This is a genomic window from Mycobacterium sp. E3247 (assembly GCF_001667785.1).
Taxonomy (GTDB): Bacteria; Actinomycetota; Actinomycetes; order Mycobacteriales; family Mycobacteriaceae; genus Mycobacterium.
Genome location: NZ_LZJG01000518.1, coordinates 53,640 through 70,466, shown reverse-complemented (window position 1 = coordinate 70,466; position 16,827 = coordinate 53,640). Strand labels below are relative to the sequence as shown.

Sequence of the window (16,827 nt, the reverse complement as noted above, 5' to 3'; positions counted from 1 at the left end):
GCAGCATTGGGGACAATGAGTACTCGCCGCGACCTCCCCGAGTCGCCGTATCTGGCCGCCGTCACCGGTGCGAAACCCAACCGGATCCCGGTGTGGTTCATGCGGCAGGCGGGTCGCTCGCTGCCGGAATACCGGGCGCTGCGGGCGCAGACCGACATGCTGGCGGCCTGCTTCGACGCCGAGCTGGTCTGCGAGATCACCCTGCAGCCGGTGCGCCGGCACGACGTCGACGCGGCGATCCTGTTCTCCGACATCGTGGTGCCGCTGCTCGGCGCGGGCGTCGACCTGGACATCGTCGCGGGGGTAGGGCCGGTCATCGCGTCGCCGGTGCGCACCGCCGCCGACGTCGACGCGATGAAACCCCTTGACCGGCAACGGATCCAGCCGGTGTCGGATGCGGTCACGCTGCTGGTGGCCGCGCTCGGCGACGTCCCGCTGATCGGGTTCGCCGGCGCGCCGTTCACGCTGGCGTCGTATCTGATCGAGGGCGGCCCCAGCCGCCACCACGCCCGCACCAAGGCGATGATGCTGGCCGAATCCGACACCTGGCACGCGCTGATGGCAAAGCTCACCGACATCACCGTGGGCTTTCTGCGGGCGCAGCTGGAGGCCGGGGTGGACGCCGTTCAGGTGTTCGACTCGTGGGCGGGCGCCCTGTCGCTCGCCGACTACCGCACCTACGTGCAACCGCACAGCGCCCGGGTCTTCGGCGCGCTGGCCGAGCACGGCGTGCCGATGACGCATTTCGGGGTCGGCACCGCCGAGCTGCTGGGTGCCATGTCGACGGTCCTGAAACCAGCCACAGCAACGGTGGTGGGGGTGGACTGGCGGACGTCGCTCACCGACGCGGCCGCCCGGGTCGCGCCGGGCACGGCGCTGCAGGGCAACCTCGATCCGGTGGTGCTGATGGCGGGGTGGCCGGCCGTGGACCGTGCCGCCCGGGCCGTGGTCGAGGACGGGCGCCGCGCCGTCGACGCGGGCGCGACCGGTCACGTCTTCAACCTTGGCCACGGTGTGCTGCCCGAAACGGACCCCGGCGTGTTGACCGACCTGGTGTCACTGGTCCACTCGTTATGACATCCCCCTCGTATTGCGTTGTTGGGGGCGGGATTTCGGGGTTGACGGCGGCGTACCGGCTGCGCGCGGCGGTGGGCGACGACGCGGCCATCACCCTGTTCGAACCCGGCGACCGGCTGGGCGGGATCTTGCGTACCGAGCGGGTCGGCGGGCAGACCATGGACCTGGGTGCCGAGGCGTTCATCCTGCGCCGGCCGGAGATGCCGGCGCTGCTGGCCGAGCTGGGTCTGTCGGGGCGCCGGCTGGAGTCCACCGGCGCCCGGCCGCTGATCTACAGCGGGCGGACGCTGCATCCGCTGCCCACCGCGACGGTGGTCGGCATTCCGTCGACGGCCGCCTCGATGGCCGGGCTGGTCGACGCGGCGACGGTCGCGCGCATCGAAGCCGAGCCCGGCCGCCCGCTGGACTGGCGGCCCGGCAGCGATCCCGCGACCGCCGACCTGGTGGCCGAGCGGTTCGGCGAGCAGGTCGTGGCCCGGTCGGTGGACCCGCTGCTGAGCGGGGTCTACGCGGGTTCGGCGGCCACCATCGGCCTGCGCGCCGCGGCCCCGGGCGTCGCGGCAGCCTTGGACCGCGGCGCCACCAGCCTGACCGAGGCGGTCCGGCGGGCGCTGCCCCCGGCGACCGGGGGGCCGCTGTTCGGGGCGTTGGACGGGGGCTACCAGGTGCTGCTCGACGCGCTCGTCGAGCGCGCCCGGCCGCGCCGGGTCAGGGCCGCCGTGCAACGGCTCGAGCCCGCCGGGGCGGGGTGGTCGCTGCTGGACGACACCGGCACTCGCTGGCATGCGGACGCGGTGATCCTGGCCATTCCCGCCCCGCGGCTGGTGCCCCTGCTCGCCGACGTCGCCCCCGGTAGCGCCGCCGCGGCCGGGCGGATCGCCAGCGCGTCGTCGGTGGTGGTGGCTTTGGCGGTGCCGGGCGACACCCCGTTCCCGCAGTGTTCCGGGGTGCTGGTGGCGACCGGGGAAAGCTTGCGCGACAAGGCGATTACCCTGTCCTCGCGCAAGTGGGGCGCCCGCGGGGACACGCAGCTGCTGCGGTTGTCGTTCGGCCGGTGCGGTGACGGCCTGGCCGAAACGGCGTCGGATGACGAGCTGCTGGGGTGGGCCGTGGACGACCTGGCCACCGTCTTCGGTCTGGACGTCAAGCCGGTGGATGCGCGCGTGCAGCGCTGGATCGAGGCCATGCCGCAGTACGGTCCGGGCCACGCGGAGCTGGTCGCCGAGATTCGTGCGGGCCTGCCGCCGACGCTCGCCGTGGCCGGCAGCTATCTCGACGGCATCGGCGTGCCGGCATGCGTCGGGGCGGCCGGTCGCGCGGTCGAGGCACTCGAACTGGAAGTGGCACGATAGGTTCCATGGCCAAGCTCGACTACGACTCGCTCAATTCGACGATCCGCTACCTGATGTTCTCGGTGTTCTCCGTGGAGCCGGGTGAGCTCGGTGACCAGCGCGACGACGTCATCGAGGAAGCATCGACGTTCTTCAAGCAGCAGGAGGAGCGCGGCGTCGTGGTCCGCGGCCTCTATGACGTGGCGGGCCTGCGGGCCGACGCCGACTTCATGATCTGGACTCACGCCGAACGGGTCGAGGCGCTGCAGGCCACCTACGCCGACTTCCGGCGCACCACCGCGCTGGGGCGGGTCAGCTCGCCGGTGTGGAGCAGCGTGGCACTGCACCGGCCGGCCGAGTTCAACAAGAGCCACATCCCGGCTTTCCTGGCCGGCGAGGAGCCCGGCAACTACATCTGCGTCTATCCGTTCGTGCGGTCCTACGAGTGGTATCTGTTGCCCGACGAGGAGCGCCGCCGCATGCTCGCCGAACACGGCATGGCCGCCCGCGAGTACAAGGACGTCCGGGCCAACACCGTGCCGGCGTTCGCGCTCGGCGACTACGAGTGGATCCTGGCCTTCGAGGCCCCCGAATTGCACCGCATCGTCGACCTGATGCGGGAGCTGCGGGCCACCGACGCGCGCCGGCACACTCGTGAGGAGACGCCGTTCTTCACCGGCCCGCGCGTGCCGGTCGAGCAGTTGGTGAACTCGCTGCCATGACTCAGCCGCAGTTCGATCCCACCGATCCGGCCCGCTTCGAGGAGATGTACCGCGACGAGCGGCTGTCGCACGGATTGCCCGCCGCCACGCCGTGGGACATCGGCGGCCCGCAGCCGGTGGTCCAGCGGCTGGTCGCCCTCGGCGCGATCAAGGGTGAGGTGCTCGACCCGGGCACCGGGCCGGGCCACCACGCGATCTACTACGCGTCCAAGGGGTATCCGGCCACCGGCATCGACGGGTCGGCGACCGCGCTGGACCGGGCCCGCGAAAACGCCCGCAAGGCAGGTGTTTCGGTCAACTTCGAGCTGGCCGACGCCACCAAGTTGGACGGCCTGGAAGGCCGCTTCGACACGGTCGTCGACTGCGCCTTCTACCACACCTTCAGCACCGATCCCGAGTTGCAGAGGTCCTACGTGCAGGCGCTGCGCCGGGCCACCAAGCCCGGCGCGCGGTTGTACATGTTCGAGTTCGGGGAACACGACGTCAACGGGTTCAAGATGATGCGGTCGTTGTCCGAGAACGATTTTCGTGATGTGCTGCCGCACGGCGGCTGGGAGATCACTTATCTCGGGCCGACGACCTACCTGGTGAACATGAGCGTCGAGCAGATCGAGATGATGGCCGAGCGCAATCCCGACATGGCCGATCAGGCGCAGGACTTACTGAAGCGATTCCGCGCGATGGAGCCGTGGCTTCAGGGCGGACGGGTGCATGCCCCGTTCTGGGAGGTGCACGCCACCCGCGTGGACTGAGGACTCGCCTCTCGCCTTGGGCTCCCGTTCTTCCGCGAAAGTTAAACCACGGCGGCGACTTTCGGCGTGTCGTGTGCGTGGTTTAAGTGTCGCGGCATCCTCGACGGGCAAGTGCCTGACGCACGCGGCGGAGCACGTCTTCGGGCTTGTCCTCGGCGATCACGCGGATAACGACCCAGCCCAGTTCCTCAAGCTTGCGCAGCCGGCTCTGGTCGCGCGCGTACTGCCGACGGCTGGCGCGATGGTGGTCGCCGTCATACTCGACGGCCACCCTGTATCTCTCCCAGCCCATATCGAGGACGGCAACCAGTCGCCAGTTCTCCTGCACAGGGATCTGCGTCGTGGGGGTCGGCAGGCCGGCGTCGATCAGCAGCAAGCGCAGCCACGTTTCCTTTGGGGATGCTGCGCCTGGGTCGACCAGGGGGAGGGCTGTGCGTAGCGCCCGCAGGCCGCGGGCTCCTGCGTGCCGCTTGGCGAGGAGCATTACCTCCTCGCTCGAGAACGGCGTCGCTCGCATCAGCGCGTCGAGTCGTGCGACCGCCTTGCGGCATGGCGGCCGCCTGGCCAAGTCGAACGCCGTCCTCGCGAGAGAAGTCACCGGCAGACCGTTGATACATGTGACCTCGTCGGGTCCGACTCGCGGATTGCGGGTGATCACGCCAGCCGGCGGATGCGGGTTCCGCCAAATCAGCTCGATCGGCTCGTCGCCGTCGATCCATTGCGAACCGTGTAGGGCCGCGGCGGCAAGTCCGGCAAGCACGCCGCGGCGGTCCGACCACAACCATGCTCCGGCCGAACGGGTGGTGAGCGACGGCGTGGCGTGGGCCGGCACATAAACATCGGGATATATGGCGCGAAATTGCACTCGCAGCTGGTGCCGGCTTAGGGCACCCGCCCTAACGCCTCACTGCCGATAAACACGTCGTCCACACCTGGAAGACGTCATGGCGGTCTCGCAGGCTCCGCGAGACTTAAACTGTGGCGGCGATTTGCGGCGTGTCGTGTGCGTGGTTTAAGTGTCGCGAGATCGAACGGGGATTAAGCCCCCGACGGCACCAGCCGCAGCGAGATGGAGTTGATGCAGTAGCGCTGATCCGTCGGGGTGGGGTAACCCTCGCCGGCGAAGACGTGGCCCAGGTGGCTGTGGCAGTTCGCGCACAGTACCTCGGTGCGCGTCGTGCCCAGTGAATGGTCGGGCCGCAGGATCACCGCGTCGGAGTTCGCCGGGTCGAAGAACGACGGCCAGCCACAATGCGATTCGAATTTCTCTGTGCTGCGGAACAATTCGGCACCGCAGGCCCGGCACTGGTAGACGCCTTCGGTTTTGGTGTCGGTGTACTCACCGGTGAACGGCCGCTCGGTGCCGGCCTGACGCAGCACATGAAATTCCTCGGGCGTGAGCTTCTGCCGCCACTCGGCTTCGGTCAGCTGCAGCTTCGGGCTTGTCATGCATCCACGCTAGCGAAAATCGCGGTGACCCGCTGCGCCCGGCTCCGCCGCGCTCGCGATCACGCCCACGCCGGATCGATGCCGTCGTCCAGCCGGTTCTCGGCCTTGGCGTCCAGGTAGCGGAACAGCAGCACGGTGAACGCCACGATCAACAGCAGCGACCAGCCGTAGGTGATCTTCAGGTAGTGCAACGCGCGGCCGTATCTCATCCACCGGTAAATCAGCCAGTCGTCCAGCGTCATGAAGCCGTAGATGCCCAGCCACGCCGGCCAATTGCGGATCAGCGAGTTGGGCAGCACGACGGTCATCAGGAACGGGAGCAGCATCATCGAGTAATAGCCCTGGGCCAGCGACAGCACCAGCCACGACCACAACAGCAACACCCCCGAGGAACCGGTGAGCCAGAACAGCGGGTCGCGGGTGCGGTAGTAGCGGTACAGCAGCCACATGGCGCCGATCGCCAGCAGCGTGAACAGCACCCGCAGGAACACAATCAGCCACGTGGGCAGGCCGAAGTAGACGCCGTTGCCCTCGATCGAGCTGTTGAAGTAGTCCCTGGTGCCCAGGATGTAGGGCACCGTCTTGGTGACGAAGTCCATCGGGTCGCTGACCAGCGGCCACGCGGCCAGGTTGATGGCGACGGGCACGACGACGGCCGGAACCAGGGCGCGCCACTGGCGGTTGAGCAGGGGCAGCAGCAGCAGCGGCCCCAGGACGGGTTTGAGGGTCAGCGTCAGGCCGATCGCCAGCCCGGCCCACCACTGGCGGCTGGCCCGGCCGTCCAGCAACCACCGCAGATACAGCACCTCCGCCAACAGGACGCAGCCGTTGATGTTGGTGAAGACCAGCGTGCTGGTCACGCTCTCGGTGCAGAACATGGCCAGCAACAGGGCGGGCGCCGCCACCGAGGACAGCGTGAACTTGAACAACCGCAGCAGCAGGTACCAGGCGATCAGGATGGCGACGGTGTTGATCAGGATGAACAGGTACCGCGATGGCGTGAAGGACAGGTACCCGAACGGCGCCATCAGCAGCGTGCCGCCGGGCGGATACAGGTAGTGCGGGTCGACGTAGTCGAAGTGTTCGTTGTAGATGTCCCAGCCGTGCCGGAAGTTGAGCACCGCCCGGTACACCGGCTTGAAGTCGTCGGTGATGTTGCCGTTGAGCGGGAGGATGATGCTGCGGTGCAGGACCGAGAAGATGGCGATCGGCCACAGCGCCGTCCGCACGATCGTCGCGGTGCTCGGCGGGCCGCTGCGGGGGCGAAAGGCGCCCAGGATCCAGTCGCGCAAGCCGGTTCGGGTCGATTCAGCTGCGGTCACCAGCGCACCGTACACCGGGAGCGGCGCGGAAAGTCAGGCGGGACAGTAGGTGTCGGTGCCGGGCAGTTTGCCGCTGTTGACGTAGCCGACGAGCGGGGCGACCGCGCAATTCGAGTAGATGCTGGCGCCGTGGCCGATGCCCTGCCACATCACCCGCTTGCTGGCCGCGTTGGCGTTGATGACGGTGGCAGCGGTCGCGGCGACCCCTTCGGTGCCGACGATCGGGTCGTTCTGCACGCCCAACAACAGGACGTCGACCTTCAGCGATTTCGGCGGCGCCGGCGGCGAGACGGTAGGCCAGTGCACGCACTTGACCAGGTTGAGCGCCGCGACGGTGCCGAACTGGGGGTACAGCTTGCCCCACGCCACCACCAGTTCGCGCACCCGGTCCGGGGTGGGGCGGTTGACGGCGTCGCTGCAGGTGTTGACGAACTGGCCGTCGGTGTCCTGGGTGGCATCGGCGTGGTTGATGAGGTTGGTCAGCTGGTTGGTGTCCCCCGAGCGCGCGGCCGCCAGCGCATTGGCCAGGGTGGTGGTGGCGTTGATTCGCCCGCCGGACGGGAAGCCCAGCGCGACGGTGATGGCGTCGGCCAGCTGCGCCACCGACACGCCGCCGGGTCCCTTGCCGGCGCGGGCGTCGGCCAGCAACCCGCTGACGGCGCCCTTGGGGTCGGGGCCCAGCGCGCAATTCACCGCCAGGCATTGGGCGGCGAACGCGTCGAGCGCGGCCTGCTGGCCCTTGACCTGTTGTTCGGCGCCGGCTTCGGCGCTGACCCCCAACGCGACCGGCGAGTCGAGGATCAGCCGGGCGACCTTGTCGGGGCGTGCCGCGGCGTAGGCCAGCGCCACCTGGGCGCCGTTACCGACCCCGACCAGCGCGACCGCCGGCACGTCCCACAGCGTCCGCAGTCGCTCGATGTCCGAGGCGGCGTGGGCGTTGTCGTAGGCGGACGCGCCGGGCGCGATGGCGTCGGTGCAGTTGGTGGTCGCGGTGTTCGCGACGTCGGACAGGTTGGCGACGGGGTCGTCGCCGGTCTGGAACTGCGCCTGGTCGCGCATGATCTGGCGGTCGGAGGGGTCGCGGCAGTCGATCGGGTTCGACATGCCCATGCCGCGACGGTCGACGGCGATGATCGGATGCGCCTGCAGCACGTCGGCGCCGCCCCGCGACAGCCAGACCGGAAGCTGCGCCGAGGACGGCAGGTCCGAGCCGGTGGTGAACACCAGCGGGCCCGCGTCGCGCGGCGTCTGGTTCGAACGGGCCCGGACCACGCCCACGCTGACGTTGCCGGTGCCGCCGCCGTTCGGGTCCAGGTCGGCGTCGTAGTTCGCGCAGTCCAGCTGGACACCGGCGGCGGGCGGGACCGCGGCGTCGCCGAACACCTTCGCCGTGCAGTCGTGCCACGGCAGGTCGTTCTTGGGCGCGGCGATCGGCGGCGGACCGCTGGGGGGCGGCTTGGCGGTGGTCGCCCCCTGCGGCCGGGCACCGGAATTGGTGGCGAAGCGCGGGTCGGCGGCCAGGCCGGGGACGCAGCCGGCGACCACGGTGGTCACCGCAACCAACACCGTGGCGAGCGTGATCTGCCGACTCATGCCGACCACAGTAGCTAGCGGCGATCGCGAGCGCGGCGAAGCCGGGCGCAGGGGGTCGCCGCAAAGCTAGGCCTTGACGTAGCGGGTGTACAGGTAACCGGCGTCGTCGGTCAGAACGTAGGCACAGCGCATCCGGGTCAGCAGCTGGCTGGGGCCCGTCGCGATGCGCCGGGCCAGGCCGCCGACCAGGTAGGGCGCGATGGTCAGACACAGCTCGTCGAGCAGGTCGCGCTGGATCAGCGAATCGAGCAGCATCGGCCCGCCCTCGGTCAGGATGCGGCGCAGTCCGCGATCGCCGAGGATCGCCAGCATGGCGGCCTCGTCGACCTCGGCGGGGTCGTCGCCGGAGCAGTCGATCACCTCGCACAGGTCGGTGAGCATCTGGCGCGCCGGGGTCGCGGCCGCCGCGCAGGTGAGCACCAGCGGCGGCACCTCGGTCCGGGTGAACACCGCCATGTCGCGGTCCAGGCGACCCGATTTGGTGACGATCGCCAGCTGCGGGACCTCGCTTTGCCCGCGGGCCTGCCGCCGCTGCCGTTGAGCGGCGCTGAGCTGCGCGCCGGAGTAGCCCTCGACCCGCACGGTGCCCGCGCCGACGACGATGACGTCGGCGAGCTCGCGCAGCAGGTTGAACACGAACCGGTCGCCGGGGCCTCCCATCGTTCCGCTGCTGCCGCCGGAGGTGGCGCCGCCGTCCACGCTGGCGATGAAATTGGCCCGCACCCACGTCCCGTCGCCTTCGGGATAGTCGTAAAACCGGGGGATTTCACCGTCGGTGAGTTCGCGTACCGATCCGAGCAGCGACAGCGGCGTCTCGGGAAGGCCCATGAGGTTGATTGCAGCACGCCGCTACAGTTCTGGCATGCACGGGTCCCCCTCGCGGTCGGTGGCGCGCCTGGTGGACCGGCATCCGACCGTGTCGCCCGAGCGATTGATCGCCCAATTGACGCCGCCCCCAACGTTCGCCGACGTGAGCTTCGCGACCTACGAGCCCGATCCGGCGGAGCCGACGCAAGCGGCCGCCGTGGCGGCGTGCCGAGACTTCTGCCGTGAGGCGGTGCAACGCCGCGCGGGCCGGCGAAAATTGTTGGGCCGACAGGCGGTGCTGCCCGGTGTCGGGTTGTATCTGGACGGCGGGTTCGGCGTGGGCAAGACCCATCTCCTGGCGTCGGCCTACTACGAGTTGCCCGGCGACGGACCGGAGTCGTCAACTCCCAAGGCGTTCGCGACATTTGGGGAGCTGACGCAGCTGGCCGGCGTGTTCGGTTTCGCCGAATGCGTGGACCTGCTGGCCGGCTACACGGCGGTGTGCATCGACGAGTTCGAGCTGGACGACCCCGGCAACACCACCCTGATCTCGCGGCTGCTCTCGTCGCTGGTCGAGCGGGGGGTGTCGGTGGCCGCGACCTCCAACACGCTGCCCGAGCAGCTCGGCGAGGGCCGGTTCGCCGCCCAGGACTTTCTGCGTGAGATCAACACGCTGGCAAGCATTTTCACGACGGTACGGATCGACGGGCCCGATTACCGGCACCGGGGGCTGCCGCCTGCGCCGCAGCCGCTGTCGGACGACGAGGTCGCCGCGCGCGCCACGCGGGTCGACGGGGCGACGCTCGACGATTTCGACGCGTTGTGCGCGCACCTGGCCACCATGCACCCGTCGCGGTACCTGACCCTCATCGAGGGGGTGACCGCCGTGTTCCTGACCGGAGTGCACGGTATCGACGACCAGAACGTGGCGCTGCGGCTGGTGGCGCTGACCGACCGGCTGTATGACGCCGGCATCCCGGTGGCCGCCTCGGGCGACAGGTTGGATTCCATCTTCAGCGAGGAGATGCTCGCCGGGGGCTACCGAAAGAAGTACCTGCGGGCCATGTCTCGGCTGCTGGCGCTGACGGTCAACGAACCGCGCGGGTCATGATGAAGTCGTTCTCGAGGCTGGCGCCCACCCGGAAGGTCCGGGTGCCGCTGACCGCGAAGCCGCTCTTGGCGTAGAAGCGTTGCGCGCGTTGGTTGGCCTGGTTGACGCCCAGCCACACCCGGCGCGCCCCCCATTCCGCGGCCGTCGTCAGCGCGAGGTCCATCAGCGCGGCCGCGACCCCGGTGCCGTGGTGCTCGGCCGCGACGTAGATTTTGGACAGCTCGGCTGCGACATCGTCGTCGGCGTCGCGAACCAGCATGGCGTAACCGGTGATTCGATCGTCGTAGCCCGCCGTCAGGATCGCCCGACGCGGGTCGGCCAGGTACTCGGCGAAGCGCGCGGCCGAGAGGTTGGCGTCGACGAAGGCCGCGATGTTCTCGGGTGCCATCGAGTCGGGGCAGGCCAACGCAAAGGTGCGCGCGGCGATATCGGCAAGCCGTCGAACGTCGACGGAGTCCGTCGTGACGACGCGTACGGTGCTTGTCAGAGGTTCCACTGCGCGAGGTGGTAGCCCGTCTTCTTGTCCAGCAGCACCACGGTGGAGACGGGATCGCGGTAGGCGTCCCAATACACTTCGCCGCGCACGACCGCACCGTTGGGCGCGTTGGTCAGCACGTTGTCCAGCGCGTCGGGCGCATCGGTGGCCCGCGGCTTGTAGGCGTCGGCGAACGGTGTCACCCCGTCGAAGCTGAAGTTCGTCGCCATGATGAACGGATTGGGGACCCGGACGGCATGGACGACCACGTCGGCGCGTTCAACGGTGCTGCCCGGGAAGCCCTTGTAGGTGCCTTCGCGGGTGTACCCGAAGCCGGGCGGCGGATCGCACGGTGACACCCCGGCGACCGTGACGTCCGCGACGTAGGTGCCGGTGTCCACCCGCAGCGTGTCACCGATGTGGCCAATCGGGGCGTCACCGGCCCAGGCGCGGGGAGCGGGAAGAACGGCGACGGCGGTGACGCTCGCCGCGGCGACGAGGAACGCGGACACGACGATCGACCACCGGTGCATCTTCGCCATGTCTTGCCTCCTAGGCACCCTGGGAAGGGGACCTTCGAATGATTGCACACCCGGTCAGGCGGCCGGGAGGGGTTGACCGGACCCGGTCAGCCCTGCGCGCGGACGCTTGCGCCTGCCGCCAGCGATTCCAGCGCCTTGATCAGATCGGCCTCCACGCGGCCCTTGTCCACGCCGCAGCGGCGCAGCGGGCCTTCGTCGGGCGAGGCGTCCTCCAGCTCGAGCAGCGCCAGCAGCAGATGCTCGGTCCCAATGTAGTTGTGGCCCAAGCGAAGTGCTTCCCGGAAGGTCAGCTCGAGGGCCTTGCGCGCCGGTCCGGTGAAGGGGATGAGGTCGGGGGTCGTGGGGCCCGCCGGGGGCAGCTGCACGGCGGCGCGCAGCGCCTCGGTGTCGACCTTCTGCAGGTGCAGCAGCACCGTGGCCAGGGCGGCCGGATCACTGAGCACGCCGAGCAGCAGGTGGTCGGGAGTGATCTCGTCGTTGCCCGCTTCGTGCGCGGCGTTCTGGGCGGCCACCACCGCGCCCCGCGCCCGCGGGGTGAAGCGGCTGAAGCCCTGCTCGGGGTCCAGCGTGGCGGCCTCGGCGCGCGGGACGAACCGCTTCTGGGCCGCCTGTTTGGTGACGCCCATGCTCCTGCCGATGTCGGTCCACGACGCCCCGGAGCGACGGGCCTGATCCACGAAGTGTCCGATCAGATGGTCGGCGACCTCGCCCAAGTGCTCGGCGGCGAGCACGGCGTCGGCCAGTTGATCCAGCGCGTCGGTATGCACCGATTTGATGGCGTTGATCAGCTCGTCGAGGCGGACGGGATAGGCGATGCGCGTCGGGTCGGCCATGGCGTCAACGATAGGTTGACGCCATGTAGATGTCAACCACGGGTTGACGATCGTTAAGAATTGTTTCGCCGGCTGCGCTTGGGCCCCCGGGTCTGGAATATTTCGAATTTATGAAGCTTGTTCTGACAATTGCCAGCGTTGCCGCCGCTATCGGCTTGGCCGTGCCCGCGCACGCCGACGACACCGACGACGCATTCCTCGCGTCGCTGAATTCGGCCGGCTTCACCTATAACGATCCGGGCCAAGTCATCCAGGCCGCCCACTACGTGTGCTCGGCGGCCAGCAGCGGCACCGCGATGGCGGACATCGCCAAGGCGATGACGGGGAAGGCCGCCGCGCTGACCGAGGAGAAGGCGGAGAAGTTCACCGCGATCGCGGCCAGTGCCTACTGCCCGGACGCGATCTCGTCGTCCACCCCGGCGACCACCACCGCCAGCTCCTGATCGGACGATTCGCTCCACGAGATGCGGGCCGGCGGCAGCTCTGGAACGATCGGTGAGCCGTGAGGCTATTTCTGATCCTGCTCGCCCTCGGCGCCGCGATCGGCCTGGCCGGTCCGGCCCGCGCCGACGGCAGCGACGACGCCTTCCTCGCCACGGTCCACGCGGCCGGCCTGGCCTATTCGGATCCGGATCAGGCGATCACGTCCGGCAGGTCGGTGTGCAAGTTGGTGAGCGAGGGCGCGCAGTTGGGGGATGTCGTCCGGATGATCCAGATGCTCAATCGTGGGCTGCAGGGGGACGACGCCACCCGGTTTGCGGCAATCGCGGCCAATTCGTATTGCCCCCAGGCGCTTTCGGGACCCCAGGCCGCCTCTTAGCGGCGGCGTCGCGCTGACAATGTGATCCGCTTTTTACATACCCGCCCCCTAACGGCGGGTGAACGAAACGTGTAATCAACAATTTCTCCATACCATTTCGGCTACGGACAGCGCCCGTAGTCGAAAGGAAGCAGGGTTTGGACTTCCTTCAGCAGCAGTTAGTCGAACCCCTGAGCAACCTCCTCAATACGCACGTCCTGATCTATTTGCTGATCGGTGGCGGTGTCTATTTCACGGTGCGCACCCGTTTCATACAGATTCGTTACTTCGGGCGCATGGTCCGTCAGCTCCGCCGGGCGCACCACTACGACGGTGGGATCTCGTCGTTCCAGGCGTTCTGCGTGGGTCTGGCGTCGCGCGTGGGCACGGGGAACATCGCGGGCGTCGCGATCGCGCTGACGGTCGGCGGGCCCGGTGCCGTCTTCTGGATGTGGGTCGTGGCGGCGGTCGGCATGGCCACCGCGGTGATCGAGGCCACCCTGGCGCAGATCTTCAAGGTCCGCTCGGACGACGGCGCCTTCCGCGGCGGTCCCGCGTTCTACATCGAACGCGGGCTGCGGTCACGGGCGGGCGGCATCGCCTTCGCCATGCTGCTGGTTGTCACGTTCTCCACCGCGTTCAACATGGTGGAGACCAACGCGATCAGCGGGGTGTTGCAGTCGTCGCACGGCATCGGAGTCGGTTGGACCACAGTCGTTTTGGCGGTCCTGGCGGCGCCTGTGCTCTTCGGCGGCGTGCGCCGGGTCGCCCAATTCGCCGGCTCGGTGCTTCCGGTGGTGGCGCTGGCCTACACGCTGCTCGCGCTGGGAATCGTCGCCGTCAACATCACCGAGCTGCCGACGGTGATCAGGGAGATCATCGGCGGGGCCTTCGGGATCCGCCAACTGGCGGGCGGTTTCGCCGGTGGTGTGCTCGCCGCGATGTTCACCGGCGTCAAACGGGGCCTGTTCGCCTGCGAGGCCGGGATGGGCAGCTCGCCCAACATCGCCGGGGCCGCGACCGTCAGACATCCGGTGGAGCAGGGCCTGATTCAGTCGCTCGCCGTGTTCGTCGACACCATGGTGATCTGCACGGCGACGGCGTTCATCGTGCTGCTGTCGGGCCCGGACACCTACAACCCGGCCCGTTTGGGGGCGGTCGCCGGAGCCAGCTTGACGGAGTCCGCGATCGCCGCCGATCTCGGGTCGTGGACCACGGTGCTGATGACCGCCGTCGTGTTCGTCTTTGCGTTCGCGTCGGTGCTGAGCAACTACGTGGTCGCGGAGGCCAATCTGTTCTACCTGGGCGGCCGGCGCCTGGCGGCCAACGTGCTGAAGGTGGTCACGCTGCTGTCCATCGTCTTCGGCGCATTGGCCAAGCTGACGCTGGTGTGGGCGCTCGCCGACCTGACGATGGCGGTGATGGCCATCGCGAACCTGCTTACCATCTGCCTGCTGGGCAAGTGGGCGTTCGCGGCGCTCAAGGACTATCACCGGCAGTTCGCGCAGGGCCGGGGACCGGTTTTCGTCGCCAGCGAGGCGGGCCTGCCCGGTGTGCTGGACGGTGACATCTGGGAACCGGCGGAGCGCCGGCAGGTCGGAGCGCTGCCCGAGTCGTTGACGCTGCGCCGCCCGCCGCTGCGATTCTCCCGGGCTCCGGCGGCATAGCCGGCGCCGGCCGGTCAGAGTTCACCCGCCGTTTGCCCGACGAGATGCCATTCGCCGGCGGGTCTGCGAGAATCGCTGCGTTATGCGATTCCTACTGGTTCTGGCGGGCGCCGCGGCCGTGATTGGCCTGGCCGCGCCCGCGCACGCCGACGTCGACAACGACCAGGACTTCCTCAAGGACCTGCGCGACGCCGGCATCACCTACCAGGACGGCGGCAACGCGATCACGATCGGCAAGTCGGTGTGCGACCTGCTTGACGACGGGCAGTCGGACGCGAAGATCGTGACCGACCTGCGCAACCAGAATCCGGGCTTCCAGGGGGCCAGCGCCGCCAAGTTCACCTACCTCTCCGCGGCGCACTACTGCCCGAAGTACATCACCGGCGACGACCGCGGGCCCAAGCCCGACGGTGCGGCGGGCAACTGAGCGCTGCGGGGGTTGTGCCCGGCAATACGCTGGTCACTGTGCGTGCCGATCTCGGGCCGTTGACGTGGGGTGCCGCGGTGCAGACGTGGCGACCGGACCTGGTCTGCGTCGCGGTGGCCGCCCTGCTCGCCGCCGGATACACCTGGTGCTACCGACGGGCCCGGGACACCGAGCCGCCGGTCGGCCGCGCTCGAGCCGGGTGTTTCGCGGCCGGTGCGGTCGTGTGGTTGCTGGCGACGACGAGCGCGATCGGCGCCTACGCGTACGTGCTGTTCTGGGTGCGCGCGCTGCAGGTGGTGCTGCTGCTCTACGTCGTGCCGCTGTTGATCGCCCAGGGCAAGCCGGTCACGGTCTTGCGGACCGCGCTGAGGCCGGGTGGCCGCGACCTGGTCGATCGGCTGCTGGCGACGCGCCTGGCCCGGGTGGCCGCGCACCCCGCAACCACGTCGGTGGCGATGCTGGCCACGCCGTGGCTGCTCTACCTCACGTCCTGGTACACCGCGGCCCTGGAAAACGAATGGGTTGGCGCGCCGACTCGAATTGCGTTGGTGGCCATCGGCTTTGGGTATTTCTACGCCCGGCTGCAGGAAGACCCGGTGCCCCGCAGGTACCCGCAGTCGATCTCGCTGCTGATCACCGTCGGCGAGGCTCTCGGCGACGGCGTCCTGGGGCTGGTCATCTGGCAGGGCGCATTGATCGGCTCGGCGTATTACGCGGACCTGCACCGGACCTGGGGCCCCGATCAGCGGCTCGATCAAACCATCGGCGCCGGCGTCTTGTGGATTCTCGGGGACCTGGTCGGGTGGCCGTTCGTGCTGCTGTTGATGCGCGCCCTGTCCCGCGACGAGAAGGCGCACGCGGTGCGGGTCGACGCCGAACTGGACACGGCCGAGGGCGCCGAGGACGGGAACGTCACGCCGTCGGGACTGTGGTGGGAGAACGACCCGCAACTGCGCGAGCGGTTCCGCCGGGGCTGACGTCCGGGCCGTGACTCAGGCGGCCCGCGCCGTCCAGGTGAAGTTGTGCATGTCGGGGATCTGCGGTGCCAGCGCGGCGGCGACCTGGCGACCGATCTGGTCGGCCGCGGCCAGGGGAGTGTCGGGCTCGAGGAAGCCTTCGACCTCGACGCGTAGGGTCCGTCCGGTCCACCGGGCCCGGGCGTGCGCGTGGGTGACGCCCGGGACGGAGGCGGCGATGGCCTCGGCGGTCGTGACGATCTCGGGGTCGACGCCGTCGAGCAGTCGGTGGGCGATGTCGGCGGTCACCTCCCAACCGACGTGGCAGATGAATCCGGTGACGACGATCCCGGCGACGGCGTCGGCCCAGCCCCAGCCGAGTGCCACGCCGATCAACCCGAGCATCGCCCCCGCCGACGACAACGCGTCCAGCCACGAGTGCTTCGCGTCGGCCACCATGGTCGCCGAGCGAATTCGCCTGCCCACCACCAACTTGTAGCGGGCCACCAATTGGTTGCCGGCGATGCCCACGATCGCCGCGGCGATGCCCCAGCCCAGGTATCCGGTGCCGCCGTGCCGGAGCAGCTTGTTGATGCTTTCGTACGCGGCGACGGCGGCGCTGCCCCAAATCACCAGGGCCACACCGATTCCGGCCAGGTCCTCGGCGCGTTCGTAACCGTAGGGATAGCGCTCGGTGGGCACCTTGCGCGAAGCGCGAAACCCGACGAACACCAGGGCGCTGGTGGAGACGTCCGACAGATTGTGCAATGCGTCGCCGAGCAGGGCCACCGAGCCGGACAGCAGCGCGATGGCCAACTCGATGAACCCGGTCAGTGCCAGTCCGATGGCGCTGAGGGCGACGGCCCGGTTGGCCTGTCGACGTTCGGCCGCATCGTCGGTGACGGTGTCGAGGGGAAAGCTTGCCGCCGGGTCACGGACGCCGTTCACGATGTGCATAGGGCAA

18 protein-coding genes and 1 pseudogene are annotated in these 16,827 nt (G+C 69.2%); 10 read left to right on the top strand and 9 right to left on the bottom strand.

What is annotated here, in order from left to right; translation table 11 throughout:
• Positions 1-15: 15 nt before the first annotated feature.
• From hemE to A9X04_RS26600, 4 genes are read left to right on the top strand one after another with little or no spacing between them, the layout of a single operon-like run.
• Positions 16-1,077 (top strand): uroporphyrinogen decarboxylase, encoded by a 1,062-nt coding sequence (gene hemE / locus A9X04_RS26615; RefSeq protein ID WP_067927334.1) that lies wholly within the window; start codon positions 16-18, stop codon positions 1,075-1,077.
• A complete protein-coding gene (locus A9X04_RS26610) occupies positions 1,074-2,429 on the top strand; it encodes a protoporphyrinogen oxidase (protein WP_067927332.1) in 1,356 nt (451 codons plus the stop codon). Before hemE ends, A9X04_RS26610 begins: the two co-directional genes overlap by 4 nt.
• A 5-nt stretch (positions 2,430-2,434) precedes the next feature.
• Complete coding sequence (gene hemQ / locus A9X04_RS26605) at positions 2,435-3,130, top strand: hydrogen peroxide-dependent heme synthase (protein WP_067927329.1); 696 nt, start codon at positions 2,435-2,437, stop codon at positions 3,128-3,130.
• A complete protein-coding gene (locus A9X04_RS26600) occupies positions 3,127-3,882 on the top strand; it encodes a class I SAM-dependent methyltransferase (RefSeq protein ID WP_067927326.1) in 756 nt (251 codons plus the stop codon). Before hemQ ends, A9X04_RS26600 begins: the two co-directional genes overlap by 4 nt.
• 82 nt (positions 3,883-3,964) lie before the next feature.
• Here A9X04_RS26600 and A9X04_RS26595 read toward each other — a convergent pair.
• The 5 genes and pseudogenes from A9X04_RS26595 to A9X04_RS26575 form a co-directional block, all read right to left on the bottom strand.
• Positions 3,965-4,812, bottom strand: a pseudogene (locus tag A9X04_RS26595) (endonuclease domain-containing protein).
• Positions 4,813-4,920: 108 nt separating this feature from the next.
• Positions 4,921-5,331, bottom strand: a complete 411-nt coding sequence (gene msrB, locus A9X04_RS26590; protein WP_067927321.1) for a peptide-methionine (R)-S-oxide reductase MsrB — start codon at positions 5,329-5,331, stop codon at positions 4,921-4,923.
• Between the two features lie 59 nt (positions 5,332-5,390).
• Positions 5,391-6,668, bottom strand: a complete 1,278-nt coding sequence (gene aftC, locus A9X04_RS26585; RefSeq protein ID WP_067927318.1) for an arabinofuranan 3-O-arabinosyltransferase — start codon at positions 6,666-6,668, stop codon at positions 5,391-5,393.
• A gap of 18 nt (positions 6,669-6,686) precedes the next feature.
• Complete coding sequence (locus A9X04_RS26580; protein WP_067927315.1) at positions 6,687-8,246, bottom strand: alpha/beta hydrolase; 1,560 nt, start codon at positions 8,244-8,246, stop codon at positions 6,687-6,689.
• Between the two features lie 66 nt (positions 8,247-8,312).
• Positions 8,313-9,074, bottom strand: a complete 762-nt coding sequence (locus A9X04_RS26575) for a pyrimidine reductase family protein (protein WP_067927312.1) — start codon at positions 9,072-9,074, stop codon at positions 8,313-8,315.
• Between A9X04_RS26575 and zapE the strand changes: the two genes are divergently transcribed.
• Positions 9,073-10,164 (top strand): cell division protein ZapE, encoded by a 1,092-nt coding sequence (gene zapE, locus A9X04_RS26570; protein WP_156764548.1) that lies wholly within the window; start codon positions 9,073-9,075, stop codon positions 10,162-10,164. The genes A9X04_RS26575 and zapE overlap by 2 nt on opposite strands.
• Here the strand turns inward: zapE and A9X04_RS26565 are convergent.
• From A9X04_RS26565 to A9X04_RS26555, 3 genes are all read right to left on the bottom strand, one after another.
• On the bottom strand, positions 10,142-10,660 hold the full coding sequence (locus tag A9X04_RS26565; RefSeq protein ID WP_067927306.1) for an N-acetyltransferase: 519 nt from the start codon (positions 10,658-10,660) through the stop codon (positions 10,142-10,144). The two genes, zapE and A9X04_RS26565, sit on opposite strands and share 23 nt — an antisense overlap.
• A complete protein-coding gene (locus A9X04_RS26560) occupies positions 10,648-11,172 on the bottom strand; it encodes a hypothetical protein (RefSeq protein ID WP_067927392.1) in 525 nt (174 codons plus the stop codon). Before A9X04_RS26560 ends, A9X04_RS26565 begins: the two co-directional genes overlap by 13 nt.
• A 95-nt stretch (positions 11,173-11,267) precedes the next feature.
• Positions 11,268-12,014, bottom strand: a complete 747-nt coding sequence (locus tag A9X04_RS26555) for a Clp protease N-terminal domain-containing protein (protein ID WP_067927303.1) — start codon at positions 12,012-12,014, stop codon at positions 11,268-11,270.
• Positions 12,015-12,124: 110 nt separating this feature from the next.
• Here A9X04_RS26555 and A9X04_RS26550 point away from each other — a divergent pair, with 110 nt between their 5' ends.
• From A9X04_RS26550 to A9X04_RS26530, 5 genes are all read left to right on the top strand, one after another.
• A complete protein-coding gene (locus tag A9X04_RS26550) occupies positions 12,125-12,457 on the top strand; it encodes a DUF732 domain-containing protein (RefSeq protein ID WP_067927301.1) in 333 nt (110 codons plus the stop codon).
• 59 nt (positions 12,458-12,516) lie between these two features.
• Positions 12,517-12,834: a DUF732 domain-containing protein gene (locus A9X04_RS26545; protein ID WP_067927298.1), complete on the top strand. Its 318-nt coding sequence runs from the start codon at positions 12,517-12,519 to the stop codon at positions 12,832-12,834.
• Between the two features lie 137 nt (positions 12,835-12,971).
• Complete coding sequence (locus tag A9X04_RS26540; protein ID WP_067927295.1) at positions 12,972-14,480, top strand: sodium:alanine symporter family protein; 1,509 nt, start codon at positions 12,972-12,974, stop codon at positions 14,478-14,480.
• Between the two features lie 82 nt (positions 14,481-14,562).
• A complete protein-coding gene (locus A9X04_RS26535; protein WP_067927292.1) occupies positions 14,563-14,907 on the top strand; it encodes a DUF732 domain-containing protein in 345 nt (114 codons plus the stop codon).
• Positions 14,908-14,945: 38 nt separating this feature from the next.
• Positions 14,946-15,884: a cytochrome c oxidase assembly protein gene (locus A9X04_RS26530; RefSeq protein ID WP_067927390.1), complete on the top strand. Its 939-nt coding sequence runs from the start codon at positions 14,946-14,948 to the stop codon at positions 15,882-15,884.
• 15 nt (positions 15,885-15,899) lie between these two features.
• Here A9X04_RS26530 and A9X04_RS26525 read toward each other — a convergent pair whose 3' ends face one another.
• The gene (locus A9X04_RS26525) at positions 15,900-16,820 is read right to left on the bottom strand and encodes a cation diffusion facilitator family transporter (protein ID WP_067927289.1); all 921 of its coding nucleotides are present in this window, start codon (positions 16,818-16,820) and stop codon (positions 15,900-15,902) included.
• Positions 16,821-16,827: the final 7 nt, after the last annotated feature.

Bases quoted from the DNA above. Each gene is read 5' to 3' on its own strand.
- hemE (WP_067927334.1), top strand. From the start codon at position 16: ATGAGTACTCGCCGCGACCTCCCCGAGTCGCCGTATCTGGCCGCCGTC.
- A9X04_RS26610 (WP_067927332.1), top strand. From the start codon at position 1,074: ATGACATCCCCCTCGTATTGCGTTGTTGGGGGCGGGATTTCGGGGTTG.
- hemQ (WP_067927329.1), top strand. From the start codon at position 2,435: ATGGCCAAGCTCGACTACGACTCGCTCAATTCGACGATCCGCTACCTG.
- A9X04_RS26600 (WP_067927326.1), top strand. From the start codon at position 3,127: ATGACTCAGCCGCAGTTCGATCCCACCGATCCGGCCCGCTTCGAGGAG.
- msrB (WP_067927321.1), bottom strand. From the start codon at position 5,331: ATGACAAGCCCGAAGCTGCAGCTGACCGAAGCCGAGTGGCGGCAGAAG.
- A9X04_RS26580 (WP_067927315.1), bottom strand. From the start codon at position 8,246: ATGAGTCGGCAGATCACGCTCGCCACGGTGTTGGTTGCGGTGACCACC.
- zapE (WP_156764548.1), top strand. From the start codon at position 9,073: ATGAGGTTGATTGCAGCACGCCGCTACAGTTCTGGCATGCACGGGTCC.
- A9X04_RS26575 (WP_067927312.1), bottom strand. From the start codon at position 9,074: ATGGGCCTTCCCGAGACGCCGCTGTCGCTGCTCGGATCGGTACGCGAA.
- A9X04_RS26560 (WP_067927392.1), bottom strand. From the start codon at position 11,172: ATGCACCGGTGGTCGATCGTCGTGTCCGCGTTCCTCGTCGCCGCGGCG.
- A9X04_RS26555 (WP_067927303.1), bottom strand. From the start codon at position 12,014: ATGGCCGACCCGACGCGCATCGCCTATCCCGTCCGCCTCGACGAGCTG.
- A9X04_RS26550 (WP_067927301.1), top strand. From the start codon at position 12,125: ATGAAGCTTGTTCTGACAATTGCCAGCGTTGCCGCCGCTATCGGCTTG.
- A9X04_RS26535 (WP_067927292.1), top strand. From the start codon at position 14,563: ATGCGATTCCTACTGGTTCTGGCGGGCGCCGCGGCCGTGATTGGCCTG.
- A9X04_RS26525 (WP_067927289.1), bottom strand. From the start codon at position 16,820: ATGCACATCGTGAACGGCGTCCGTGACCCGGCGGCAAGCTTTCCCCTC.